Here is a 26,129-nt window from a genome sequence, read left to right on the forward strand (position 1 = left end):
ATGCACAGTGGGCATATGAAGTTACATTAGATGCAGGTGATGGCATCGCAACTTATGGAGAAGGATTTTCTAGTCCTATTTATGCTTGGAAAAACCACGGGTATGTAAAGAGCGTGCCTGAATGGAGTGCATCAACAACTACAAACCCAACCATCATAAATACAAACACTGTAATAGTGACAGCAGAGAAGGAAGGCTACATATCTCAAGGCTATCAAAGTGGTGGTACTACATATATCAAAGCAGATGGCAAATTGAGTTCAAGTGCGGCGCCAATGTTTACAAGCGCTCAAACATGGACGTGTGGTTGGTCTGCTATTTCCTACACCATTCACTTCGATGGTAATGGCAATACGGGCGGAAACATACCTTCTGACATAAATGCCACCTATGATGTTGAATATTCGGTGCCCACTGCAACACCCACAAAAGCAAGCTACACATTCAGAGGCTGGGCGAAAGACCGTGCTGCCACTTCTCCCGATTATATAGTAGGCGGCGATAAACTCATTAACCTTACCACCGAAAATGGCGCAACCGTAACGCTATATGCAGTATGGGAAGAAAATACAGCAACCATCCGTTTTGCTATAGCTAACGATAGTGCAGGCTGGGGTACATTAAGTAAAACTTCAGAGACTATTGGGGTAGTTAATGGCGCTACATCATGTATAGCAACTTCTAATGCCGGCTATGCTCTTGAAGGCTGGTATGACGGTGCCACCAAAATTACTACTACAGATGAAGCTAACAATGCCTATATTGATAGTGAAAACAGTAATACTTTGCATGTGCACAGTACTCCAACCAGCCTGCTGCAGGATAAAACCTACACTGCAAAATTCATAGGCGAAACTATTACGCTTTCGTGGGATTCGTGCGGTGGTAGCCAAGTGGGCGATACTACGCAAGTGTATTCGTCTTCGTCGAAAGTAATTTTGCCCACCACTGTACCCACTCTCGAAGGCTATTCGTTTGAGGGCTGGTGGACGCGAGAATCGGGCGGCACGCAAGTTTTTAATACCACAGCATTGCCTACTTCGGACACTACCTACTATGCACATTGGCAAATTGGTAATTACAGTGTGTCATATCAAGATGCCGATACAGAAGAAGCCTCATCAGCTAATTTCGCCTATGGAACCACCATTACTATGAATCCTGACGGCGGTACATTTTCGCCTGCCACGCCGGAAGGGTGGACTGCTTCCGGTTCTGGTTTTACACGCAATATGCCAGCTGAGGCTATAGAGTTGCCTGTGCCCACGCGCGACAAGTTTAGTTTCAAAGGTTGGCGGCTTAACAACACCACATTTACGGCTGTTTGGGATAAGGCAGTTTATAGGATATTACTAAATGGTGGTGAAGGTGTGAATGCGATTTCAGCCTCGCAATACAACTATACTTACGGCAATCAAGAGACGATTACTTTGACGGTCACGGCAAGGTCGGGCTATGACGTAAATCGTGCAGTTTGTGTTTGTTCGGATGCAGGTGTCACCATAACAGCCAATGGCGGGGGCACATTTTCAGCCAAAATTGGGCAGGACGTTTGGGGCGATATAACCTTTACAGCAACGTGCCCCAAGGCATATTCCTACACACTTGAATACTACGACAATGCGGGTGGCGATACGCCTATAGCCACGCAAACTGAAACCGGGAACAAGGTGACATTGCCAGATGAAACCGATGAGCGCTTCAGGAAAGAAGGCTATCTGCTTCTAGGTTGGGCTGATGCGCCGAACGCTACCGCCGTAACGTATCAAGCTGGTGCGGAAGTTGACGCGCTAACAACCGAAGATGGCGCGGTTGTAAAGCTATATGCGGTGTATGCATTGCGCTTGTCGTGCAGCATTCCAGTTGAGATGCCACTGAAGTTCAACGTGGAAACCGGCAAGTCTATTCCGGCTTCTATAGAAGTGAAGTCGGACACTGTGGTTCCGATTAATTTCAGTGCGTATGCTTTAGCGACTGAAACTGGTTTGTGGTTATTCCCGAATGCGGATAATCGCGACAACGTTACGTTTAATTTCAAAGATGCCAACGTAGTGTTCAAACTGCCGCTGCTGTATACCGAGCCCGGTTCGCCAACATACCGGATGCTTGTGGAGCGGCTTGAGGCAAATGGTGCGAAATCGCTTCTTATGTCGCTGGAAACGAATGGTGCCGATTGGCGACCTAGCGATGAATGGAACCAATCTCCAAGTAACGGTCAAGCGGGATTAAACGGATTAGATGAGGGATCTGCCATCTATCAACTGAATGATTCGATAGCGCAGATTTGCTGGTATGTATCAGCTTCTGAATAAAGCGGCAAATAGGGACGAGAGATAGAGAAGAGGAAAACAATGTCAGATAACAAAGTGAAGAACAAGCAGCCAGCGCCGCATGTTGGGCGGAAAGCGCAAGGCGCTGGCGCTCAGAGTAAGAGTCACACAGGTAAAACCATTGCCATAGTGGTAATTGCGGTTCTTATAGTAGTCGGCATAATTGCTGGCATTGTATATGCTTTGTTCTTCTCAAAAGATAATTTCTACGACTCAAATTCCATAGTGGGTCAGGCACCATACAAGACACGAGAAGAAATTCAGGCAGAGCTTGACCGCAAAATAGAAGAGGGCATGTTCAACATAAGCATAGCTTCTGTTATTGAATTTCAAGATGGCTCGTCTTCAGGTACTGCATATATAGAAAATGTGCCCGGCAATCAATATGTAATGCAGGTAGATATAAAGCTAGATGAAACTGGAGAAACCATTTATGAATCCGGCGGCTTGAAACCCGATTCCTACATTAAAGACATTGCTCTTACTCGTGACCTAGATGCAGGAACTTATCAAGCGACAGCAACATTTCATGCAATAGACCCCGAGACACTAGAGGAACAAGGTCAAGCCGCCGCAAAAATAACTTTGAACGTACTGAACTAGCTTCACCGTATCAACCAAATGTTTCACGTGAAACATTTTATGAAACATAAGCAGCAAGAACTTTGACAGCTAGTTGAGAAAACAATGCAGTTAAGGCGGGATGTCGGTGTGCTCACAAAGCGAGTTCCGCAGCGAACAGAAATGTCCTGTGGACATTTCTGCCGAGCGAGGACTGTAGAGCGACTGAGCATTCCTACATCCCGCCTTAACGAACAAACTAGCAAGGAAGAAAAGGTATCAAGAGGTAAGGGCCCTCTGGATATAGAAATGGAAATGGTCATAACTAAAAAGGAGGAAAGACCATGAAAAAGACAAGAAAGCTGATGGGTGCATTTGCCCTGTCCGCTGCGTTGGCGATTGGGTGCGCCATGCCAGCGTTCGCAGCAGCAGGTGACTACGATGGACAAGGCTCTATCACCGACGCTAAGACAGATGTATTCCTGCAAGGTGTTGCCGATAGTCAACAACAAATTAGCATTACAGTGCCTGTGAATTTAACCCTTTCTGCCCCGGAAAATGGTGGCACTATTACAGCTCCTAGTGCAGCTGCATACACTATTACCAATCGCGGTGCAGCGTTAGTAAAGGTTTCGAGTGTTACTCCGGCTGTGGCGGCTAACTTCACTTTAAGTGAAGAGGCTTTAAGCACTTCATTCCAAAAAGATGCAAACAGTGCAACGGTTCATCTAACTATGAAGACCGACACTCTATCTACACCAATTGTTATTAAAGGGGAAGCCGCAATTACTCTTCCAGGTACTCATTTTGACATTGCCGGTGGCGATAGCTTAGGTATCAGCTTAGCTGGACAGGCATATCCTTCCGAACAAGGTAATTTCAGCGTCGATGCATCTGTTAAGGCTGTAGCTCTAACTTATACCGTTGCGCTTGCTGGTTAAAGCATGTAGCGAAAGAATCAATGTAAAAAATTGGTAGACAGTTTACCAATTTGCCCGTGGGAGCCGCCAAACCGTGTGGGCGGCGGCTCCCACACCCATCCTTAAAGGATAGATACCATGAACAATAACTTAAAACCACCGTCTTGCGACGGGAAGACTAAAGATTTACCGCAAATGCATAACAATGACGGTATATATAATCCACGTACAGCGCCTAAGAGTAATGCGACAACAGATTCTGCAAGCAGTTCCGCTGCTGATGGGGTTAATAATTCTGGCAAGCGCAAGCGCGGAGCCGCTTTCTATATCGCTATTGTTATAGCATTGCTAGCCATTATTGCGGCTTGTGTGTTCACTTATCTTTGGTGGCAAGACCAGCAGGTTGGTTCGCGCGATAGCAATGCGCTAATAGGTCAGCTAGAAGGCAAGTCGCAAGAGGAAATTCAGGCAGAGCTTGACCGCAAGGTTGAAGAGGGCATGTTCAATATAAGCATTGCCAGCAGGGTTGAATTTGAATCGGGTACGTCTAAAGGGCCACTTCGCATAGAAAATGTGCCGGGTAATAGATATTTAATGCAGGTGGAAATTTTGCGCGACGATACGGGTGAAGTTATTTATAAGTCGGGCGTAATAGATCCGAACTATCACATTCAAGAAGCGGAATTAGACGTAGCGCTTCCGGCGGGTACTTATGAATGTACAGCGTTGTTTTATGCGTTAGACCCAGAAACTGAAGATCAGATAGGAAAAGTTGCAGCCAAGATGGTGATAACAGTTCTAAATTAAAGGGAAAAGGGATGCGCTATGGGAAGCACTATTCATACATATATAAATAAGCTGATAGCGTGTCTTTTATCGGCGGCTCTTGTTGTGGGGTTATCGCCGGGTGCGGCGTTTGCTGCATCTTATGCAGGTTCGGATTCTGCCACGTACGAGGATAAAGACTTCAACAGCGCCAGCGGTCAATTCCAAAGCGACATTTACTTTATTGGGCAAGAGACGTTTGCTGTAGTTGACCCGACAACTTCTATGTATGAGCGAGAATTTGTAGCGGGAAACGCCATTGAAATGTATGTAAAAGGGGCTGCTAATTTTGTGGACAGTCTTACGGCTACGTGGAAAATGGCAGAGGCGGTGTATACGGGAGTTGATACGCCAAACTATGCGGCGGCGTATGCAGCAGCGCAAGTTGTGGCGGCGCACGAAAACGACAGCATTGCATTAGACAACCAGACTAGAGCAGTTGTCTGCAGGCATTTTCCGCAAAACGATGGGCTGGAAGCTAACAAAACTTATTGGTATTGGCTAGAGGTGGAAAATGCGTCGGGTCAGGTGGCGGTGCAAAACACGGATAAGCCTTTTGTAGTTATACGCGAAACGGGCTATAGAGTAGGACCCTACTACGATGATTTGGCTGCGGATGGGGCTGCTTATACTTGGATGGTGGCGGGCGGTCCGGTGGCTAATATTGATGGAGTTAATGTAAATACCGGTGTTAACGGTGCAATTTATAAGGGGTCTACGCTTTCTAGTGTTGTGTCGCCGTCTGTGTCGTCAGTGTATGAGTTTTTAGAGCAGGTGGCTGTAGCTGATAGGGATACAAGTGGCAATGCTATGAAGCTTAGTAAGGTGTGGCAGGTTGCTATACGTGGAGTGAACGAGGGTTTCGAAGCCTACAAGGAAGACATTTTCGTTAAATTGAATACCGATGCTGTAGAGGGTTTTGACACGAACGCTCTTGATGACTACAAGCTGTTTATGCTTGACGATAGCGGGCAGACGTGGAGGTCGGTCGACTTGATGGACGCTGCGGCGGCGGCAAGTGTCGGCATTACCGATGTTGCGGTTGAGGCAACGGGCATTACGTTTAAGCTGACGGGCACAAATACTACAGGCAATATTGGCGTGTTTGGTTTGGCAAAGCGCATGACGCAAGAAGAAACTGACTATTCTTTCCGTGTTACTCCGCAATTCAGCAGCGGCGGACAGATAAACAATAATGGTGGCGCGTTCGCGTATGGGGCGCACCCAATGTTTGTGTTCGATCCTTATCCGGGATACAAGGTTGATAGTGTAGCGCTTTTAGTTGGTGGTGGCAGTTCGCGCAGCGGTCAGGTTCGGTATGAAATTCCGCATGTGTCGCAAGTAGGTGCGCAGGCGCCATATGGCACATACAGTGGAAACACTTACACTTTTCCCGCCGATTTTAACGACGGCGGCAGTATGTCAGATGTCACTTTCTCTGTGACGTTTACTAAAGCCGATTCTTATGTGCCGCCGGCGCAGGGTCAAGTTCCTGCCGTGCAGCTGACTGCAGGCAATGCCCCACAGCTTTTGACTGATGTGCCGCATGGCAGTGTGTATTTTGGCGCCAAGATAAACGAAACGCGCGTGAATGCTGGCGAAACGAAGCGATTTGAAGCGAACAAAACTTACGGGTCATTCACTATGAAGACGAACGATCCTATGATGCTTTATTTCGAACCTGTTGATGGGTGTAAGGTTGAGTCGGTAACAATAAATGGTGAAACGCATACTGTATATGGAAGTTCTTACGTTATTCCATCGTTTAATACCAATATGTCTATAAAGGTCAACTTCGCATTTACTATGATCGAGCCTGTGTTCTACTTTAAGGTGAAAGCCGATTACGATAGCAGTCAGGCGCGCGTGGGCTTTGGGCAAAGCGGCGTTCAGTGGGTTGATTCTATTAGTGTGGCTCAGGGCGATCATACTACATTTATTGTTGAGCCGCACGCTAATTATGTGCTTCAAAGTGCTGTTGTGTCTTATGGTGAAGGCACGTCTGAAACTGATGCAACAACTTGGATTTCAGAGCAAGGCATTCTTACTGTCCCAAATATTCAACGTGATACTATCGTTAGCTTCGTGTTTAAGAAAACCAACGAGCCGCCTGTACCTGTGCCGGCTGACACGTTTACCGTAACTGCGCGCGCTGTGGGTAAGGGCGGTTTTATATCTGGTAGTGGTACTGCTGGCACACTTTCTGCGACGGTTCAAGCCGGTGGTAGTTACACAATAAATTATCAGGTGCATTTGGGTTACAGGGTTGTATCCATTACCGATAACGGCAAAAGCATGAATTTTAGTTTGCACGATAGGTCGTATACGGTATTTAACATTGCCGAAAACCACGACGTTGTTATAGCGTTTGATACGGTTAGTTCATGTCCACCGGCTGGCGTAATATCGCCCACAAAAAGGATAATTCACCGGTTGCAATCGCTTGCTAAGACGGGCGACTTGAATGTGCCAATTGCAATTAGTTTTGCTGCGGTAGCTGTAGTTGCTGGCGGTACTGCTGTATTTCTTTTGCGTCGCCGCAAACGAGCCGCTAGCTAGATGTTTCCTCTTCGGCGCGTGCATGCACGTAGGGGGCGATGGCGCGTATCACTGAATCGCGTGCAGGTTTTACTTTCGACGCATCAGTAAGAGTGAATGAAAGTGTGCCTTTGAAGCCGTCTGCGGTAACTTCCGTAAAAGCCACCGATGGATCTTTGCGCAGCTTGCTTACACGGGTAAGTGCTTTTTGCGCTGCATCTTCTATGCGGTGGGCAACCGTTGTTAGGCGCTGTTCGTTGTTAGTGGCAACAATGGGAATAGATACGTTTTCCGGATCGGTTAGCTTCAGCAACGCTGTTGTATTGATTATGGAATTCGGAATTATGACTGTGGTGCCATCTGGATTGTCTATTGTTGTGTGTCGCCAAGTTACGTCGCGCACTATGCCGTTTACTCCGTTTGCGCCTAGCTGTATGTTGTCGCCGGGTTCTACGATGCGCGACAGACTTACCTGTAAGCCCCCGATTAGGTTTGATATTGTGTCTTGAAAGCCCAGCGAAATTGCGATGCCGCCTACACCAAGCGCTGTGATTATGGCGCTAACATTTATGTTGAAGCATACCGACAACATAAAGCTGATGCCTATCAACCATATGCAAACACGTATTACATTTACAAAGATGGAGCTTTGTGGCAGCAGCGAACCGCGCTTCAAAATTCGGCGCAACAATATTACGCAAATACGCGATACCAGCGCGGTTATTGCCAATATAACAACGATGCCTAAGGCAGTGGTTATCCAGTCGGTGTGGATGAATTTATCGAAATTGTTATATAGGCTATCCATATATTTCCTACCAGCTTGCCGGTTTTGGTGGTGTGAAGCTAGGCTGGCTCCACTCTACTATTTTGCCTGTATTACGGGTGGCTTGCATGTCTATAATTCGTTGGTTCGACGATCCTCGCCATTTCAAATCTAGCGATTTGAGGCTTTCCACAAATGGACCATCTATAAGTACGTCTGCTGCATTTAGCAGTTTTGCTATAGCTGCCGCTTCCGGGGTTTCGTCTTGGGTGCGTTTTAGCAGGTCTTCATAAAGGTATCCCGTGAACACCCACAAGCCGTAGCCTTCCGCTTTTATGCGGCTGGCAAGTTCGGCACAGGCTTGCGGCTGTTCAAATGGTTCACCGCCGCTTAGGGTTACATCGTGTACAAGACCGTTATTGCGAATGTCTTGCATTATGGCATCAAGTGAAGTTTCGATGCCGCCTTGCGCATCCCAACTTTCAGGGTTATGACAACCGGGGCATGCGTGTGTGCATCCCTGCACAAATACAGCGTAGCGAAGTCCGGGTCCGTCAACTATAGAATTTGGGTCAGCCCCGAAAAGCCGCACGCTGGTAGGTGCAGATTCCGGAGCAGGCGTAGAGTCGGTGTTGGAAGTGTTGGGCATATTTGTTCTTTCAGCTGATTGTGCGTTGCGTTTTGTGTTAGTCGGTTGCGTGGTTGGCTGGTTCGTTGTTTTGTATGTTTGCGTTTGCGTATTCATAACTGTAATTATAAAAGTAGCCCGCTGGCATTGCTGTGCGCGGGCTACTAAATTTACTCTATTGTTGACGAGTTACACAGACGGAATAGAGTGCTTCACTCTTTCGCTTTCCTCGGCGCGTTTAGCGTCGTTAAAGCGGTCTAGCGTACCTACCAGATAACCGGTGATGCGGCGAATGCGCTCAAAACCTTGCTTGCCGTCGTTTTCGCTGCGACCGCATTTTGGACATGTATCGCCGATGATGCCGTTGTATCCACATACCGGGTCGCGGTCAACCGGATGATTGATAGAGCCATAGCCCATTCCACTTTCCTTCATGTAGCGAATAACCGATTCAAACGCCTCAAGATTTTCTGTGGGGTCGCCATCAAGTTCGATATAGCTTATGTGACCGCCGTTGGTTAGTGCATGATACGGTGCTTCAATAGCAATTTTGTCGAATGCGGTTATGTCGTAGTACACCGGCACATGGAAACCGTTGGTGTAATAATCGTGGTCGGTTACGCCGGGGATAACGCCATAGCGTTCACGGTCGAAGCGAACGAAGCGACCCGAAAGACCTTCGGCAGGCGTAGCGATAAGCGTGTAATTCATGCCGCGCTCGCGTGATACGCTATCGCAGTAGCTGCGCATGTGACCAATAATTTCAAGCCCCAAGCGCTGTGATTCTTCTGATTCGCCATGATGCTTGCCTGTTAGAGCAACCAAGCATTCCGCTAAACCAATGAAGCCAGTTGTTAGCGTGCCGTGCTTTAGCACTTCGCGCTGCTCTTCGTCGTGCGCTAGCTTTTCAGAGTCAATCCAGACACCCTGACCCATAAGGAACGGCGCGTTATAAACCTTTTTGCGAGCCTGAATTTCAAAGCGCTCTTCTAGTTGCTTGGTGACTAGCTGCAGTTTGCTGTCAAGCAAATCGAAGAATAGGTCTAAGTCGCCTTTAGCGCGGATAGCCAAACGTGGCAGATTGATTGAAGTGAACGATAAGTTGCCACGACCGGGCGTTACTTCGCGTTCTGGGTCGAATGTGTTGCCTATGACGCGCGTGCGGCATCCCATGTAGGCAATTTCGGTTTCGGGTGTGCCTTTGTAGTATTGGGCATTAAACGGTGCATCTAGGAAACTGAAGTTCGGGAATAGACGCTTTGCCGAGCAATGAATAGCTAGCTTAAACAGGTCGTAGTTAGGATCTTCCGGATTATAGTTCACACCTTCTTTGACGCGGAAAATCTGTACTGGGAAGATGGGGGTTTCACCGCTGCCTAGGCCTTCTTCGGTGGCTAGCAGCATGTTTTTTATAACCATGCGACCTTCAGGTGATGTGTCCATGCCATAGTTAACGCTGCTGAAAGGCGTTTGTGCGCCTGCGCGGCTGTGCATGGTGTTCAGATTGTGCACTAATGCTTCCATAGCTTGGAATGTTGCGCGGTCAGTGTCTTTTGCGGCGCTTTTCTTGCTGTAGCCTATTATGGCTGCAATTGAATCTTCGGCGATTCCAGCCTGACGCAGCTGATCTTCTATTGCGTTTTGGAATTCTTCGCTCATGTCTAGCGCTGCCCACTGACCGGTGGCATCTTCTACTTTTGCCATTATGTCTTCAGCCATTGTGCGTTCGTCTTCCACATTGCATAGCAAATCTAGTGCTTCGGCTAAGTGCTTTTTGAACAGACGACGATGCGTTTTGCGCACGCCATCTGCCAGACCATAGTCGAAATCGCAAACGCTTTGACCGCCGTGTTGGTCGTTTTGGTTGCTCTGAATTGCGATACAAGCTAGGGCTGTGTAGCTGGCAATGTCGTTCGGTTCGCGCAGTACGCCATGACCGGTGGAGAAGCCGCCCTTGAACAACTTTTTCAGCTCTATTTGGCAGCAAGTAGTAGTAAGCGTGTAGAAATCCATATCGTGAATGTGGATATCGCCTTCGCGATGTGCTTTGGCAAAACGCGGGTCAATAACGCACATTTCGTAGAATTGTTTTGCGGATTCGCTGCCATATTTAAGCATTGTGCCCATGGCTGTGTCGGCATTAATATTGGCGTTTTCGCGCTTTAAGTCAGAGTCGGAAGCTTTGCTGAATGTAATATCTTTTAGAGTTTGGATTAGACGACTGTTTACATCGCGCACACGGCTGCGCTCGGCGCGATACAAAATGTACGACTTGGCTGTTTGTACAAAGCCGCTTTCAATAAGGGTTTCCTCTACAAGATCTTGCACGCCCTCTACAGTAGGGATGCCTTCGATAGCGCCGTCATCAATTTTCTGCGCAACTTTGTGTGCGATTTGATCGGCGGTTTCGCGATCTTGCATGGCAGCGCATGCCTGAAAAGCCTTCTCAATAGCTGCAGCTATTTTTTCCTCATGAAATTCGGTTTTACGACCATCACGCTTGATAATGGCTTGTGGCATGGTTGCTTCCTTTCGTTTGCTTTTATTCAGCCATTGTTCGTTTGTAAGGTTCCACCTGCGAAATGATATGTTTAATCAACATTCTTTCCACAGGCTTTATACCAACTTATCCACAACATCTTGTGGTTGTATTTAATGTAGCGGGTATATATAGTATATTGCTAGACGCGAAGGCGCAAGTGATTTTCACAAGTTTTTTAATTTCTGTAGGTTACAAAATTGGAAATTGGTGGCTTTTAAGATATTGCAGCTTAGGGTTTTTTATTGGGGTTGCTTTGAGAAGTTGTTGGCTTATGAAACTGTGCCGTAGACTTGCCCCCAAGCGTGACCGATTATGGCTGAATTTAATTGGGTGGTTAGGCGTTCGCGTGTGTATTCGCCCGGAGGCAATAAATTGACGATGCTCATTAAGTCGTCGGGCAAATCGGACGATTCTGCTGCTAACACTGTTTGCAAGCGCGTTACGGTGTCGTCTTCGGTCATATCGCGATACAGATTATCCACAACAGCTTGAAGAGCGCCGTAGTGTTTGCTTCTGTCTATGTTGGTGCCTTGTGCCACAGTTTTCTTTCTGCTTGCAATGTTTTCAATCAGGTCAAATTGTTTATAGCCTTGGCTACTTTTTCGCGCAACTGAGTGGCAATGTCTTCAACAGGGGGCATGTTTTCAGCATTGCGCGTAACAGTTGTGCCGGATAAAAGTATTGCATCTAAGTCGTCGGTGGCAGCCACTAAAGCGCCGGTGTATGCAGGTGTGGCTTCTCCGGTTGCGCGCAGGAATTGCACGCCGCTTTCGCGCAGGGCATCGGCGGCATCTACCATAGTTTCGGCATCGTAATACGGGTTTTCAGGTGTTGGCGCGGTTTGGTCTTCGTTGCGGTGCGAAACGTACAGCTGTGTCAGTATAGGCAAACAGATTGCTTGGCGAATGCTGGAAGCTATGCGGCAGGCATCGGATATAGGTGCACCTGTTTGGAACCCTGCTGTTTGGGCTCCGTATTCAGCCATAACAGTTACTGCGTCTAGTATTGTTTCGCCGCTGGGTAAAAGACCTTGTGCATCTATGTTGACAGATGCCAGAATAGGGGCATCGCTTACCTTGCGCATGCCTATTAGTGCGCATTTTAGGTCGGTTATGCGTGTAAAACCATTTAGGAAAAAGGCATCGAACGTTTCGTTTTCGAACAGTAGGGCTGCTCGTTTGTATTGATCGCAGTTTTCATTTAGAGATGCTTTCGACGAAGCATCCAACGGAAGTCCGCATGGTCCTATTTCTACCAAAATATGTTGTGGTTTTTGTGCTTGCATTATGCGAATTGCTGTATGCGCCAGCTCTTGTGCACGTTCGCGCATGTTTGTATGAGTAAGTCGGGCTGGTGTTAAGGTTGCTGTAGGTGCTATTAAGCATTGAACACCAGTCAGCATGTCAAGTTTATATGCCTCTTCGAATACTTCAGGTTCTAGGAGCAAGGTTAACTCGCCGTCGCGCGCTACGTTTAATCCTAGTTTTTCCAACCCGGTCATAATCGGTTCAGATAGCACAAGCATATCTTTATGGAATCGCAGTTGTATATCAGCCATATATTTCCACCTTGTCTTACGACTTCAGCTAAATTATGCACAACAGTACAATCTAGCAGGAATCTGGTATGAATCTAGCAGCAATCTTGCATGGCATACCAATCTTTACATATCAAACTCAACATTGCGTGTGTTGTTCGTTTCTCGTTTCGCTATCTTCAAAAGCTCCAGTTTGACGGTTCCATAAATTTGAATATTCTCCACCGGCTTTTACTAAGTCGGCATGCGGACCATCTTCCACAATTTGTCCATGGCTTAGCACCACTATGCGGTCTAAGCTGGCAACAGTGGATAGGCGATGTGCAACCACAATGGTAGTGCGATTAGCCATCAATTTACGCAATGCGTCTTGTACCAATGCTTCACTTTCGCTGTCTAGTGCGCTAGTGGCTTCGTCTAAAACAAGAATTGGTGCGTCGGCTAGCATGGCGCGCGCTATGGCTATGCGCTGGCGTTGTCCACCGGAAAGTTTTACACCGCGCTCGCCAGTAAGTGTGTCAAAACCCTGAGGAAGCCGTTCTATAAATTCCAATGCGTTAGCTCTTTTTGCCGCTGCGCGTATTTCCTCTGCGCTAGCGTCGGGGCGTCCGTAAGCAATATTTTCGGCGATGGTGCGATGAAACAGCATGGCTTCTTGAGGCACATATGCGATATTACGTCGCAGGCTTTGCTGCGTTACGTCGGCTACGCTTTGACCATCTATTAATATCTTTCCTTTTTGAATGTCAGCCAAGCGCAGTAAAAGCTTAGTTAGTGTGGTTTTTCCAGCGCCGCTCATGCCGACCAAGCCCACACGTTCGCCTGCGGGAATATGTAGGTTGAAATCGTCGAACACTACTGTTTCTGCGCCACCATCGGTATAGCTGAATCCGATGTTGCAAAAATCTATGGTGCCTTGCTTTACCACAAGCGGCTTTGCGTTGGGTTTATCAGCCACAAGGCGTGGCTCATCTAGTACGGCGGTCATGCCACTTGCATCACCAAACACCTGATTCAGCCGTTGCAGTCCAGTATTTATAAAGTTGAACTGGTTTGTAAGTGTGTATGTATAGGTGAACATCATTACTAATGTGCCGGCTGAAATTCCAAACCACGCATTGCCGCCGGCTATGAATACGGTAACTATACTCATAATTACCACAGTAATGCATGCGGTTATAACACCGCGCGCAATAGATGATTTCATGCGCTTTGAATCGCGGCGCACAACATCGCGATTTGCTGTGTCGAATAGTTCGCGTTCGTAATCTTCGCGACCACAAGTCTTTACTGCCAAGATATTGGTAACTGCATCTGATAATTCACCTGACAATCTATTTTGTGCGGCAGCAGCTTTTTCATTTAGATGCAAGATACGTTTGTACATCAAGTAAGACACGCTGGCGTATATAACCAATAACACCATCAATATACCCACGTATACCGGCACAAGTGGTAACAATAGTAGGCAGGTGAAAGTTACAGAGCAGCAAACCGGCAAGAAAGGAAACACGATAGTATTTATTAGCAACGTGTAGGCGCTCATAAATTTCGAAGTTTGACTTACAAGTGTGCCACCGAAGCGGCTGGAATGAAACGACATAGACTGATTCGACAGTGCGTCAAATGCCATAGTAGCAAGGTCGTAATTTACGGCTATTTGCAGTTTCCAAGAAACGTAATCTTGAAGTTTGCTGCATGTTTGACCGCAGACGTTAATTAATATTAGCGCTGCAATATAAGGTCCAAACACAGAAAAGACCTGATCGGACGCTACTGAACCTTCTGCTACGCGGTCTACAATTAGGCTCATAACATATGGGTTTCCATATGTTAGAAACCCAACAAAACCAATTGTAGACAATAGCAGCGCTACAAAATACCCCAAGTGATTACGTGTGGCTATCCAAAAATAGTGCAGCGTGCGGCGTGTTGCAGAGTGATTGTTCCTAGTGCTATTCATGCACGCTAGTATAACCTCAAGTGCATGCCAAACTGGTAGTGAATTGATATGTTGTGGGCGATAATGCTATCAACTTGTTTACCCTAAGCCTGATTGAAGGTTACTCGTCCGCTGGCTATGAATACATTGAAATTGCTCTTTCCGCTTCCAACTTTATAAACATTATCGTTTTGCTGCGTGTTATTTGTGGGGAAATTGCAAGTGAAAGAACCTGACATTTTATCTACTGTAGCCAAGAAACTGCTATCTGTAGGTAATGTCATGTCTACGTTGCCGCTAGCTATTTGCAAATTGGCGTTAGAGGGGCATTCTTGAAGACAAGTTAAATTGATGCCTCCACTGGCTATATCCAAGTCAACAAGTTGGGAGAAAACTCCGCGTATATTTGCATCGCCGCTAGCCACGTTTATTTGTAATTTGTTTGCACGCAGTTTTTCGCTATTTACATTTCCGCTTGCTAAGTCAATTTTAAGAGAATCGCAGCCGATAGATCCAAGGTTATAGGTGCCGGATGCAGCTTGTAAAGTGAAGGAGTCTAAGTGTTCGCCAAGTGTTTTGGGAATAGTAAGGGTTAGATTCTTATGCGACGTAGCTGAACAACCCACCAGCCATGATTGTTCCCAACCATATGCAACTTGCAGCGTATTGTTGTGTACGCGCCAGCGCATTTTTTGGCGCTCTGGCATTCTTGATGAAGACGTTTCGCTTAACACGATTTCGTTAGAGTTGCTTTCATCTAAAACAACATCTACTGCGCCAGCCAACCATTGCAGTTCAATATTTTTTATGTCGTCAGCGTTTATGTTAGCGCTGCCCATATTTTCAAATTGAGCTGCATCAAATTCAGTCATGAAATGTTTGTTGAATTGCTGGAAGGCGCGCGAACAGCCTACGCTGCAACTAAAAATGCCGCCACACAGTACAAGACAAAGCAATATAACAAGAGATATTTTTACATAGGTGGCTTTTGTTAGTTTTGTCATGTGAACTACCTTTTATCCTGAGTGGTTTGATGAGTGGCTTTATAGTTTGGATCGTGCAATATAAGGCTAACCACCCAGTAATAGAAAGGTATGGTTAAAAATACGATCCATCCCGGATGCCATAAGCCGCAGAAAAACCCGAGGAACAAATAAATAACTATACAGAGCAGCGGATAGGGAAAAATTCGCCATGCGCGGCTGGTTTTTTGCGCATTTACGTCTGCGGTATTTGGCGTGATGGTTTCAGCAGATGAATTTGGCGCTACGGGAATTTCTGAAGCCGGAACAGATTGAGTGTTCGTGTTCATGCTGGAACCAGATACAGCTTGAGGTGCTGCGCCGTATGCTTGTTGGTATGCGTTAGGTTGCAAATTCGGTGCGCTTTCTTGGAAATCTTCAATAGTGGTTTTAGGTGAAGCAATTTCTTCTGTGGCTGCTTCAGTTTCGCTGATTGCTGCATTAGCTTCTGTTGGCGTTGATGTTTCATTTAGTGCTGGCGCATCTTCGGCTGATTTCTCGGGCTGTTTAGTTTCTGGTGAGCTTTCTATTGCAGTTTCTGCTTCAGCTTTTGCTTCTGTTTCAGATTCGACTTCTGGCGTAATTCCGCGAACTAAATCGTCTAGCGATATTTCGTACAATTCAGAAAGCGCGACTAGATTTCCTATGTCTGGAGCTGATTCCGCTCTTTCCCATTTCGAAATAGCTTGGCGCGATAATCCTAGCTTCTTAGCTAGTTCTTCCTGACTTAAACCCTGCGAGCGTCGCAGTTCTATTAGTCGGTCAGCAAACTCGTAGCTCATAAAATTCCCTCGTTTGTTGGCTGTCATACTATCTGCCTTTCGAGTATGTAGTAGCAATGCGGGTTGCGTAAGAAATTTCAGTAGTCATTTTTAAATTTCTTTGCAACTGTTAGTTGCATTATTAATTTGCGCTGGTAAAACAATACTTTTAGCATACATGCAATATTAATTCATTATGCATGAACCTGCTTGCATAATAATAGAACATATGTATAATACATGCAAGATGCATTTAATAAAAAGGAGGCATCATGCCAGCATTGCAAGTGCGAGATTTTCCTGCCGATTTGTACGAAGATCTAAAAAAATGCGCTGCTCGTGAACATCGCAGCATGGCACAACAAACTATAAAAGCTGTTGAAGAAATGCTAAATAGGCGCAAGTTTTCCGTATTCTCTTCTGCGAAAAAAAAGACGTTTGATGTAGAAACGGATGCGGAACGAATTCGCCGTATTGAAAAACGCAAAGCTTTGTTTGCTGAAATAGAAGAGCTCAGTAAGAAGCTTCCTAAAGATTTACCTGATGCCGCCGAAATAAACAGAATGGGGCACTATGAAAGAGATAAACGGATTATGGAGCCACTTGGTATCGAGGTTTCTTACGACGACTACATTTAAGGATGAAACGATGATAGTTCTCGACAGCAACGCAGCCATCAATATAGTCAAAAATACTGATGAGGGAAAAGCGCTTCAAGCTCTTATTTTGGACAATGAAGAAGTAATAGCCCCCGACCTTTTTGTATATGAAGTATCGAATATTGTGAGAAATTATATTCAGTTCAAAAATACAGATATTAAAACGGCTATGGACTTCGGAAGAAATGCGTGTGGCTTAGTAGACGGATTTGTCAATTGCGAAGATATGTGGGACGAGGTTACGGCAGAGGCTGTACACAACCAACACTCTTCGTACGATATATTTTATTTTGTGCTTGCACGTCGGAATAATGCTACGCTTTTTACACTTGATAAGAAGCTGCAAGAAATTTGTGTAAAAAATAAAGTAAATTGTGTGTATTTGGATGAAGAGTTCTAAAAAGATATTTACTAGTAAGAATGATAACTGTTGCTGACATATTGGCATTACCTGCTTTTCACAAATGGGATTTGTTGGGTGGTAGCTTTTTGCTTTCGCAGCGCAAAGTTTGGAACATGGGGATAGTAGATGCAGCTGTAGCAGAAGATGCGTATAGCGATTATCGACCGGGCGAATTTATTGTTTCAAACTTAGGGTTTGCGCGAGACAATTACGAATTGGCTGAGCGTTCGCTCTGTGCTATGTTGTCGCGCGATTTGGCAGCGATGGCGATACGTAATGTGTATGGTATTCCCATAACCGATGCTATTAAAAAAGCTAGCAACAAGTCGGGAACGCCGCTAATAGTTTACGAGGGTGAATATTACGAGCAAATAATTTTTCAGGGGATGAAGCTGCTCGAGCGTGACAAGATAGATTCCGATATCGCACGTTTAATTGATGGGCTTTTGCAAAGTCGTACTCCTGAAAGTATTCGTGAGGTTTTTTATCAAGCAATTAAAGCGTCAGGCTCTACTGTGCAATGTGCTGTACTGCGTCCAATTAATGGTGACGAAGCATCGCTGTATGCTCAGATAGACGAGTTGGTAGGTGTTACAACATTTATCAAACGAGAATGGGAGCGCGTAGAAACAGCAAGCGTGTTTCGATATCACGATTGCGCCATAGTGCTGGTGACATACAATCGACCTCCGGCGGCATTTTCCATTCAAACTGAATCGGAATTCATGCAGCTTTTGCAGCCTCATGGGCGGCTAGTCGGTGGCATTAGTGAAGAATTACCGCTTAGTGAAGGCGACTTGGCAGTACGTGAAGCGTTTGCTGCGCTAGAAAATGCGAAGCCCGGCAAGCAGCCTATTGTGCGTTGGGCAGCTATGGGTGTATCCGCTTTCAAAAAAGCAGCCCAGAGCGATAGGCTTATATCTAGTACATGTGAACTCTACAAGCAAATGCTGCAAGATCAGGATGAAAAGAGCGATTCTAATTTATTGGGTACAGCTGAAGCTTTTGCCGCAGCACGTGGAGATGTGCGTGCAACTGCCGAAGCACTATTCCAGCATCGAAATACAGTGCGCTACAGGCTACATAAACTGAAAGCAGTACTAAATATGGAAGACGCATCTGACCGCGAACTCGCGTATTTTCTTATGTTGGTGTTTTTAGTCTAAAAGTTATATTTGTACGATTGTACAAATAGCATTAATAAATTGTGTTCGTTCGTACAAACCATAAAGAAACATATGCAACTAATATTGCTTCCACGCTAGATAGAGAAAGGAAATAAGCGTGTTAAGCAAAAAGACTTTAGAGATGATAGAAAATCTTAGTGGACTAGAAAAGCAGTATTGCTTCGAACTTCTTACCAGACTAAAGAATTTGAATATGCGCGATTATTCCGACAGTGCTGTTTGTGCTGTAGCTTCTGCACCAACAATGCCTATTAAAAAATAGGCATTGTTTAATAGGCGCATTCAAACTTTCATTCCAGATTTGTTTTAGGCTTTAACCGGTTCAGATAATTCATCAGCTTCAGGCATTGCTTCGCGTGAAAGAGTATCTTCATAAGGTACTTTCCAGTCGGCTTCGTCGCTGGGGCGCGGTGTCATATTAGCTTCTATGCCATTTGCAGCTTTAAGCCGGCTAAAGTAGCTTTGAGTTTCGCGTGCAACCACACCAGACAGCACAATAAGAGCAATCATATTTGGTATAGCCATACAAGCATTGAAGATGTCGGCAATAGTCCATACAGCAGAAACAGTTAGATATGGACCAATGAATACGGCAGCAATGTAAAGCCAGCGGTACACCTTAACAGCTATCATAGAGCCGTTGGTGAAATACTCTAAACAGCGCTCGCCGTAATAATCCCATCCAAGTATGGTGGTAAATCCAAACAACGCTAGGCACAGCATTAAAATAAACGACACAATTGTTCCATCAATAAAACTCATGCCACTTTGGAACGCCGCTATAGTGACTCCGGCGCCTTCCAAACCCGGTGTTAGATAAGCGCCTGACATAACGATTGCAAGACCTGTCATGCTGCAGACTATTATGGTATCTAGGAAAGTACCGGTCATAGAAATAAGACCTTGGCGCACGGGCTCGTTAGTGCGTGCTGCGGCAGCGGCAATAGGGGCGGAACCCAAACCGGCTTCATTAGAGAAAATACCGCGAGCAATGCCCTTCTGCATGGCAATTATAATGGCACCTAGCATGCCGCCAGCTGCCGCCTGTAGACCAAATGCACTTTCAAAAATAGTTACGAATGCTGCTGGCAATTCGGTTATGTTGGCAAAAATTAGTATCAGAGAAAATACCACATAGATAATTACCATTGTAGGTATTACCTTTTCTGACACGCTAGCAATGCGGCGCAGTCCGCCTACAAGCACAAGACCAACAAGAAGCGCCAACACAAGAGAACTTATAACAACAGCCCAAGAATATTCCATGCCAAATAGCATTACAGTAGCTGTGTTATTAGGGTCGAAGAAATTCGTAATAGCGCCGGTAATAGAGTTTACTTGAGTGATTGTTCCGATGCCCATAAGTCCAGCACATAGTCCAAAGAACGCAAACAGTTTCGCAAGCCATTTCCAACGTGAACCCATGCCGCGCTCAATATAGTAAAACGGACCGCCTAACACATGACCATCTTTACGAATGCTGCGGAATTTAATAGCCAGCAATCCTTCGGAATATTTGGTAGCCATGCCAAATAAAGCAGCTAGCCACATCCAGAACAAAGCGCCCGGACCGCCAGCAACGATTGCGGTTGCTACGCCAACAATGTTTCCCGTACCGATAGTGGCTGATAGAGCTGTGCATAACGCTGCGAAGCTGCTAACTTCACCCTTGCCACCTTTTTCGTTTTTCAGCATGTAGCGCAAAGCGCGTGGTAGCTGCGAAAATTGCAAGCCTTTCAGCCTTACAGTTAATAGTAAGCCGCCGAAGAGGATAAGTACCATTAGAGGTACACCCCAGACAAAGTCATCTATGATAGCCAAGATATTATCGAATGTTTCCACGTCTTCTCCTTCAACCTGTTTGCGCATTTTGCGCAGCCCATAAATATGAAGGAAAGCGTAGAGAGAACGCTGCGCGCGCGAAGCTAAAGCTTGTGCGCTGCTCTGTCCTTTTGCCTGAGAGTTTCAGCAGATGCTTTCTGCCTTGCCCCTTCGGCACCCACTTCCGTGGGATTCTCCAGAGGCCCCTTCGCGTCCTGTTTCTTGGCGATTCAAGACGTTTCAGCGGGGTGCGCTATGCAGCGTCAATTATAAGCATGCTGTTAAGCATGCGTCTAGAACGTAACATTGAATTAACAATAGCCGTTCTTTATGGCGGGGTGAGTGGGGCTGTTGGGCTTTTTTGAACCAGCCCAAGCGCCAGAGAGTGTATGCATATTGTGATGCCGTTTAAGTTCTTCACGCGATTCGCCGGTGTTATTTGGGCACCGTTTTGCATGTCCTGATATATTGACTATATACATATAAATACATATAGTATAAATATGATTAAATATGCATTTATAACATTCGAATGGGATGATGCCAAGGCGGAATCGAACCAAAAGAAACATGGTGTCTCTTTTACGGAAGCATCTACGGTATTCTATGATCCATATGCAATCGTGGTCGATGACGAGCCGCATTCTTACGACGAGGAAAGATTCATTATCGTTGGCGTTAGCGCCGTTGCTCATGTTCTGACGGTATGCCATTGTTACCGTCAGACCAATGAGGTGATTCGGATTATTTCTGCTCGCAAGGCAACAAAAAACGAAGAGAACAGCTATTGGAGGTATCGCAATGAAAGCTGAATACGATCTCTCGAAGGCGCGCCCTAATCCTTATATAGACAAATTGCGGCGTCCAGTAACACTGAATCTCGATACCTATGCGATCGACTACTTCAAGCGAGAAGCCGACCGTACGGGCATACCCTATCAGCGACTAATCAATATGTATCTTGTTCAGTGCGCCAGACAAGAAAAGCACGTCGAGTTCGTTTAAATATAGAGAAGGGCGAGACTTCGAAACACACTGAAACTTTGCCTTTAGCTTAATCGGGAAACTGTAGAATCTCGTGCATTCTTACGATAGTTTTCCATTTTAACTCTTCTACTCGCCTATATATGATAAGCCGCATTCGGTTGATAAAGCATTGAACGCAACTTCGGTAATTTCAGCCAGAAAAGATGAATCTTTGGTATTCAGATATTGATTCAGTAAAACGAATCAAATCAATGCTCAATGAAAAAATCTTACAAATAGAGATACAACTTGAATCCATTAAACAAGAAGATTCTCCTATTACCATCCTAAAAGCACCTAATACGATCGACGAAGTTAAAGATAACGATGTGAGTACAATTGAACTGGGTTCAAAGAAGCAAGTCAAGGTTATTTCCAGAAGTCTTAAATTTTTGAATAGATGTAGTGACGAGCTCGCAGAAATTATCTCTAAAAATATTTAGCAAATAGAATATGATTTTTCTACCACTCGTTAGATATGGTGTTGCAGATATCATATTGAAAATGATACCTGCAACAGTCAATTTCACTTAAGACACCTTGTGGAATCACTGTTGATTGCGGTTGCTACGCCAACAATGTTGCCCGTGCCGATAGTGGCTGATAGAGCTGTGCATAAAGCTGCAAAGCTACTAACTTCACCTTTACCGCCTTTTTCGTTTTTCAGCATTTAGCGAAATATGTCTTCGTGTGTTCCGGTGCGCTGGAAATAGGCTATGCCGTCAACTTCGCGCCAGACCAGTAACCAGTCTCCGGCGTTACAAATATGACATTCGTTTGAACCAGCCCAAGCGCCAGAGAGTGTATGCATATTGTGATGCCGTTTAAGTTCTTCACGCGATTCGACGGTGTTTTCCAGTATAAGAAATATGCATTCTTTAAGACGCTTCATGTTTCGGTGTTTTTTCTTATTGCGCTTTACGTCTCTATAAAAGATAGGTGAGTATGATGCACGAAGATTCATTTATATTCCTAAAGCTTCGAATAACTCTTCTGCAGAGTTATATACCTCACTGCTACCGGTTGCTATCATTTTGTCGGTATCACGGATGGCTTGCATGCTCTCTTCGTTTGGCTCTTCGCTAACAAAATAGAGCGGGATGCTTTTGGTATGAGCCATTTGAGTCCAGAAAGCTCTAGTGGCAGTAGCTAAGTCTAAGCCATAATATTTTGCAACTTTCGAAGCCTCGTTTTTGATATCTTCATCTATTCGCACGGCATAAGTTGTAGTCATAATGTCTCGATTCAATATGTTTGCATGTGTTATATATTGTATCACGTGTGCAAACATTTTCCAACAGCTCCCTATCAAACATCTTTAACCATAGCTGCGGGTAGGGCTAATACCAACCTGTTTGCTAAAGCAATGAAGTAATTGAAAAATAAATCGCTAGCTGCTGCCATCGGTTTTTCTAATAGCGCGCTATCTGAACTTAGCGAAGCTAATTGTATTGTGAAAGACAACCTTTTTTGGTTTCATAAATAACGCTGCGCCGCACCAAAAAATAACACCAGCCAACGCAGTAAACGCACTTCTAAGAAACAGGAGACAACATGGCAAAAAAGCATATTCCGTACGATCAAAAATACTACGATCCAGAAATAGAATGCATGCCACGCCCACAGCTAGAAGCTATGCAACTTGAACGCTTGCAGCAAATGGTGAAGTACGCATACGAAAATACCGTCTACTACAAGCGCTCATTCGACGAAGCTGGCGTGTGCCCTGAAGACATCAAAACGCTTGCTGATATTCAGAAACTTCCATTTATCGACAAGAAAACAGAACGCGACACGCAACATGTAGGTAGCTTCTTCGGTGAAATGTGCAGCGTACCCGAAGAAGACGTAATCTTCATGGCAACAAGTAGCGGCAGCACGGGCGTACCTACAGTAAGTCCTTTCACGCAGGAAGACTTCGACCTGTGGCAAGACACCGAAGCGCGCCTGTTTTGGCAAGCGGGCATGCGCCCGAACGATCGCTACGTTCATGGACTGAACTTCGCGCTATACGTAGGCGGACCCGACGTAATAGGCGCACAGCGACTAGGCGCGCTGGCTATTTGGGTGGGTGCCGTTCCCAGCGACCGTCTTCTGTTTGTGTTGAAGCAGTACCAGCCTACAATTATCTGGACATCGCCATCGTATGCGTGGACGCTTGGTGAAAAAGCCAAAGAAAAAGGCTTCGACCCGCGTACCGACTTCAATATTCACACCATTATTGTGGCAGGAGAGCCGGGCGGCTCTATTAAAAGTACACGCGAAGCCATTGAAAACCTTTGGGGTGCAAAAGTTGTAGACTTCTTCGGTCTGTCTGACATATATGGTGCCTGTGCAGCTATGTGCGAAGCGAAGGACGGTTTGCACATTGTGGAAGACCAGATACTGGTAGAAACGGTAGACCCAGCTACAGGAGAGATTTTGCAACCGGGCGAAATGGGCGAACTGGTATACACAACGCTGTGCAAGAAAGCGCGTCCAATGATTCGTTTCCGCACAGGCGATATCGGCTATGTCTCTAACGACAAGTGTGAATGCGGGCGCACGCTAGCGCGCATCCATATAACTGGACGCAAAGACGAGATGTTTATTGTGGGCGCAGTAAATGTGTTCCCAACAGATATTGAATACGTTGTACGCGCCGAACGTGGACTTACCGGCGAATACAGCATTCGCGTATACGACGAAAATTTCACAACGCGCTATGAAGTATCGGTAGAGCGTGCGCAGGGTTCTGATGAGCCGTTTGACGAAGTGGCGCGCCGCGTGGAAGGTGCGCTAAAAGCGCACACTGGCGTGCGCCCGGCAAAGGTGTTGGTGTACGATGCTGGCAAGCTGGGAACTTCCAGCGAACACAAAGCTTCGCGATTCGTAGACGAAAGGAAGGCAAAGTAAATGTCTGTTACTTTTTCAATTTCTCAGCAGCATTATCTGTTCAGTGTACAGGCGTTTGCCCACACTATATTGTCGCTGGGCGGTGATGAATATTCGTATGCGCTGCGCGACCGCACCACAGCTGGCGTTTTGGAAGACGTGGCAAACGGCACAAGCGAGCTAGGTGTTATAGTGCAAACAAGCGATACGGCAGCTGAACTTGATGCAGCTATAGCCGATGCGGGGCTACAATTTGTAAAACTGGCAGAAAGTGCGCCTCGCGTTGCATTGCCGGTAAGCCATCCGCTTTCAAACGCTTCCAAACTTTCGCTTAACGATTTATCGGGTTGGCCTTACATCTGCTTTGATCAAGGCGACGATGCGCCGCTTGCATTCGCAGAAGAAGCGCTTGCTGGCGTTGCGCGAAACAAAGTTGTGAAATGTACCGACCGCGCCTCGCTTTCCGAACTTGCTACTGCGCTAAATGGCTACACCGTAACAAGCGGAATATTGGTGGGAATTGCCGACGGATCAAGCCTAACTACAGTGGAGTTGGAAACAGATGTGAAGCTTCATTTGGGCTATGTGTGTCGCACAGACGAACCACTTAGCGAAACGGGGCATCGATATGTGGATAAACTAACGAGAGGGCTGGCTCTTTATGCTCGGTCGTAGCGCATGCATGATAGAATTGTTTGCGTGCCCCTGTAGCTCAATGGATAGAGCACTGGTCTCCTAAACCGGGTGTGCAGGTTCGATTCCTGTCAGGGGCACCATTTCCTTCATTTCGCAATACTGAACATGAACCGCTAAATTGCATAAATTTCTGTTCATTTTTTGTTATAAAAAACCACCTTGCATTCCTGCTTTTGATTGATAGTATGACATCAATAAATGGTAGCGTGCGTCGGCAAATGTGGGCGCACATGGACGCAAGGAAAAACGGTGCTAGAGATAAAAGATCTTGTATTTGAAGTGCCTGCTACAAACGGCACTGGCGAAAAGAAGCGCATTATTGACAACTTGTCGCTTACAGTAAACGACGACAAATTCATAGTTATAACTGGTCCGAATGGTGGCGGCAAATCTACCCTAGCTAAGCTAATAATGGGTATTGAAAAGCCCACTTCGGGCACAATTCTATTCAATGGCGAAGATATAACTGGCATGTCAGTTACCGAACGTGCCCGCTTGGGCATTGGTTACGCTTTTCAGCAGCCTGCGCGCTTCAAAGGTATGAAAGTGAAAAAGCTGCTAGATATAGCTTCGGGCAAAAAGCTGCCTATGTTAGCGTGCAACGAATATCTATCGAAAGTTGGTCTGTGCTCAGCCAGCTATTTAACGCGCGAAGTGGATAAAAGTCTGTCAGGTGGCGAAGTGAAGCGTATTGAAATAGCCACCATTTTGGCACGCGACCCGAAACTTGCCATTTATGACGAGCCAGAAGCTGGCATAGACCTATGGAGCTTCGACCGTCTTACCGAGACATTCCGCGACATACACGAAGCTAAAGGCGGACGTTCTATTGTGATAATTTCGCATCAGGAACGCATAATTCAGCTGGCAGACGAAATAATGGTACTGGCGGATGGCAAAGTAAGCGAAACCGGCACACCCAGCGAAATAATTCCCAAACTTGGTCTTATCTCAAAAGGAATGAATGGCTGCCAGTTAACCGAACCTACCGAGCTGCATCTAACCGAAATTCCTACCACTTGCTAGGCGAAGGCGGAAGAAAAGGCGAAGACAGAAGCAGCACAATCAAAATTCGCAATTAATTGACCAAC

The 26,129-nt window shown here is 45.9% G+C and carries 26 protein-coding genes, 1 tRNA gene and 1 riboswitch; of the genes, 15 read left to right on the plus strand and 12 right to left on the minus strand.

The genetic code is table 11. From position 1 onward, the window contains the following. The 5 genes from G7Y46_RS07975 to G7Y46_RS07995 form a co-directional block, all read left to right on the plus strand. The coding region (locus tag G7Y46_RS07975; protein ID WP_165253876.1) for an InlB B-repeat-containing protein at positions 1–2,312 on the plus strand (2,312 nt) is incomplete at its 5' end. Positions 2,313–2,351: 39 nt separating this feature from the next. Then, positions 2,352–2,933 carry a hypothetical protein gene (locus tag G7Y46_RS07980; RefSeq protein ID WP_165253877.1) on the plus strand — a complete coding sequence of 194 codons (582 nt, stop codon included), beginning with the start codon at positions 2,352–2,354 and terminating at the stop codon, positions 2,931–2,933. 302 nt (positions 2,934–3,235) lie between these two features. Then, entirely contained in the window at positions 3,236–3,832 is a 597-nt protein-coding gene (locus G7Y46_RS07985; protein ID WP_165253878.1) for a hypothetical protein, read from the plus strand. Positions 3,833–3,949: 117 nt separating this feature from the next. Then, positions 3,950–4,618 (plus strand): hypothetical protein, encoded by a 669-nt coding sequence (locus tag G7Y46_RS07990; protein ID WP_165253879.1) that lies wholly within the window; start codon positions 3,950–3,952, stop codon positions 4,616–4,618. A gap of 18 nt (positions 4,619–4,636) precedes the next feature. Continuing rightward, positions 4,637–7,195 (plus strand): hypothetical protein, encoded by a 2,559-nt coding sequence (locus G7Y46_RS07995; RefSeq protein WP_165253880.1) that lies wholly within the window; start codon positions 4,637–4,639, stop codon positions 7,193–7,195. On the opposite strand, the gene G7Y46_RS08000 is transcribed toward G7Y46_RS07995, so the two are convergent. The 8 genes from G7Y46_RS08000 to G7Y46_RS09090 form a co-directional block, all read right to left on the minus strand. Then, positions 7,188–7,982 carry a mechanosensitive ion channel family protein gene (locus G7Y46_RS08000; RefSeq protein ID WP_165253881.1) on the minus strand — a complete coding sequence of 265 codons (795 nt, stop codon included), beginning with the start codon at positions 7,980–7,982 and terminating at the stop codon, positions 7,188–7,190. The two genes, G7Y46_RS07995 and G7Y46_RS08000, sit on opposite strands and share 8 nt — an antisense overlap. A 7-nt stretch (positions 7,983–7,989) precedes the next feature. Continuing rightward, entirely contained in the window at positions 7,990–8,589 is a 600-nt protein-coding gene (gene nrdG / locus G7Y46_RS08005) for an anaerobic ribonucleoside-triphosphate reductase activating protein (protein ID WP_165253882.1), read from the minus strand. 168 nt (positions 8,590–8,757) lie between these two features. Beyond that, complete coding sequence (locus tag G7Y46_RS08010) at positions 8,758–11,088, minus strand: anaerobic ribonucleoside triphosphate reductase (RefSeq protein WP_165253883.1); 2,331 nt, start codon at positions 11,086–11,088, stop codon at positions 8,758–8,760. 291 nt (positions 11,089–11,379) lie between these two features. Continuing rightward, complete coding sequence (locus G7Y46_RS08015; RefSeq protein ID WP_165253884.1) at positions 11,380–11,649, minus strand: hypothetical protein; 270 nt, start codon at positions 11,647–11,649, stop codon at positions 11,380–11,382. A gap of 29 nt (positions 11,650–11,678) precedes the next feature. Next, positions 11,679–12,668 carry a homocysteine S-methyltransferase family protein gene (locus G7Y46_RS08020; RefSeq protein ID WP_165253885.1) on the minus strand — a complete coding sequence of 330 codons (990 nt, stop codon included), beginning with the start codon at positions 12,666–12,668 and terminating at the stop codon, positions 11,679–11,681. Positions 12,669–12,786: 118 nt separating this feature from the next. Further along, positions 12,787–14,610 (minus strand): ABC transporter ATP-binding protein, encoded by a 1,824-nt coding sequence (locus G7Y46_RS08025; RefSeq protein WP_165253886.1) that lies wholly within the window; start codon positions 14,608–14,610, stop codon positions 12,787–12,789. Between the two features lie 83 nt (positions 14,611–14,693). Continuing rightward, positions 14,694–15,593, minus strand: coding sequence for a DUF4097 family beta strand repeat-containing protein (locus G7Y46_RS08030; RefSeq protein WP_165253887.1), 900 nt, complete (start codon positions 15,591–15,593; stop codon positions 14,694–14,696). A gap of 5 nt (positions 15,594–15,598) precedes the next feature. Then, on the minus strand, positions 15,599–16,420 hold the full coding sequence (locus G7Y46_RS09090) for a helix-turn-helix transcriptional regulator (protein ID WP_241157104.1): 822 nt from the start codon (positions 16,418–16,420) through the stop codon (positions 15,599–15,601). 224 nt (positions 16,421–16,644) lie between these two features. On the opposite strand from G7Y46_RS09090, the gene G7Y46_RS08040 reads away from it, so the two are divergent. The 4 genes from G7Y46_RS08040 (at position 16,645) to G7Y46_RS08055 (ending at position 18,883) form a co-directional block, all read left to right on the plus strand. Continuing rightward, the gene (locus G7Y46_RS08040) at positions 16,645–17,010 is read left to right on the plus strand and encodes an argininosuccinate lyase (protein ID WP_165253888.1); all 366 of its coding nucleotides are present in this window, start codon (positions 16,645–16,647) and stop codon (positions 17,008–17,010) included. A gap of 10 nt (positions 17,011–17,020) precedes the next feature. Continuing rightward, the gene (locus G7Y46_RS08045; RefSeq protein WP_165062639.1) at positions 17,021–17,431 is read left to right on the plus strand and encodes a type II toxin-antitoxin system VapC family toxin; all 411 of its coding nucleotides are present in this window, start codon (positions 17,021–17,023) and stop codon (positions 17,429–17,431) included. A gap of 20 nt (positions 17,432–17,451) precedes the next feature. Further along, positions 17,452–18,600, plus strand: a complete 1,149-nt coding sequence (locus G7Y46_RS08050; protein ID WP_165062640.1) for a PucR family transcriptional regulator — start codon at positions 17,452–17,454, stop codon at positions 18,598–18,600. Positions 18,601–18,718: 118 nt separating this feature from the next. Beyond that, positions 18,719–18,883, plus strand: coding sequence for a hypothetical protein (locus tag G7Y46_RS08055; RefSeq protein ID WP_165253889.1), 165 nt, complete (start codon positions 18,719–18,721; stop codon positions 18,881–18,883). 44 nt (positions 18,884–18,927) lie between these two features. On the opposite strand, the gene G7Y46_RS08060 is transcribed toward G7Y46_RS08055, so the two are convergent. Further along, complete coding sequence (locus G7Y46_RS08060) at positions 18,928–20,463, minus strand: sodium:alanine symporter family protein (RefSeq protein ID WP_277424176.1); 1,536 nt, start codon at positions 20,461–20,463, stop codon at positions 18,928–18,930. Positions 20,464–20,555: 92 nt separating this feature from the next. Next, a riboswitch (glycine riboswitch) is annotated at positions 20,556–20,652 on the minus strand. 293 nt (positions 20,653–20,945) lie between these two features. Here G7Y46_RS08060 and G7Y46_RS08065 point away from each other — a divergent pair. Further along, the gene (locus G7Y46_RS08065; RefSeq protein WP_165062643.1) at positions 20,946–21,254 is read left to right on the plus strand and encodes a BrnT family toxin; all 309 of its coding nucleotides are present in this window, start codon (positions 20,946–20,948) and stop codon (positions 21,252–21,254) included. Then, positions 21,244–21,447, plus strand: coding sequence for a CopG family antitoxin (locus G7Y46_RS08070; protein ID WP_165253891.1), 204 nt, complete (start codon positions 21,244–21,246; stop codon positions 21,445–21,447). Before G7Y46_RS08065 ends, G7Y46_RS08070 begins: the two co-directional genes overlap by 11 nt. A 547-nt stretch (positions 21,448–21,994) precedes the next feature. Here G7Y46_RS08070 and G7Y46_RS09195 read toward each other — a convergent pair. Genes G7Y46_RS09195 through G7Y46_RS08085 form a run of 3 tightly spaced genes read right to left on the minus strand, consistent with a single transcriptional unit; the run spans position 21,995 to position 22,702 of the window. Further along, complete coding sequence (locus G7Y46_RS09195; protein WP_206214116.1) at positions 21,995–22,138, minus strand: alanine:cation symporter family protein; 144 nt, start codon at positions 22,136–22,138, stop codon at positions 21,995–21,997. Beyond that, complete coding sequence (locus G7Y46_RS08080; protein WP_165253892.1) at positions 22,139–22,432, minus strand: type II toxin-antitoxin system YafQ family toxin; 294 nt, start codon at positions 22,430–22,432, stop codon at positions 22,139–22,141. After that, positions 22,433–22,702, minus strand: coding sequence for a type II toxin-antitoxin system RelB/DinJ family antitoxin (locus G7Y46_RS08085; RefSeq protein ID WP_165253893.1), 270 nt, complete (start codon positions 22,700–22,702; stop codon positions 22,433–22,435). Positions 22,703–23,022: 320 nt separating this feature from the next. On the opposite strand from G7Y46_RS08085, the gene G7Y46_RS08090 reads away from it, so the two are divergent. From G7Y46_RS08090 to G7Y46_RS08105, 4 genes are all read left to right on the plus strand, one after another. Further along, positions 23,023–24,363 carry an AMP-binding protein gene (locus G7Y46_RS08090; protein WP_165062646.1) on the plus strand — a complete coding sequence of 447 codons (1,341 nt, stop codon included), beginning with the start codon at positions 23,023–23,025 and terminating at the stop codon, positions 24,361–24,363. Beyond that, a complete protein-coding gene (locus G7Y46_RS08095) occupies positions 24,364–25,017 on the plus strand; it encodes a LysR family transcriptional regulator substrate-binding protein (protein WP_165062647.1) in 654 nt (217 codons plus the stop codon). A gap of 26 nt (positions 25,018–25,043) precedes the next feature. Further along, positions 25,044–25,118 (plus strand) — tRNA-Arg (locus G7Y46_RS08100). 169 nt (positions 25,119–25,287) lie between these two features. Further along, entirely contained in the window at positions 25,288–26,064 is a 777-nt protein-coding gene (locus G7Y46_RS08105) for an ATP-binding cassette domain-containing protein (RefSeq protein WP_165062648.1), read from the plus strand. The last annotated feature ends 65 nt before the right edge of the window (positions 26,065–26,129 follow it).

The sequence above is a fragment of the Adlercreutzia sp. ZJ304 genome (assembly GCF_011039075.1).
In the GTDB taxonomy this organism is placed as follows: domain Bacteria; phylum Actinomycetota; class Coriobacteriia; order Coriobacteriales; family Eggerthellaceae; genus Adlercreutzia_A.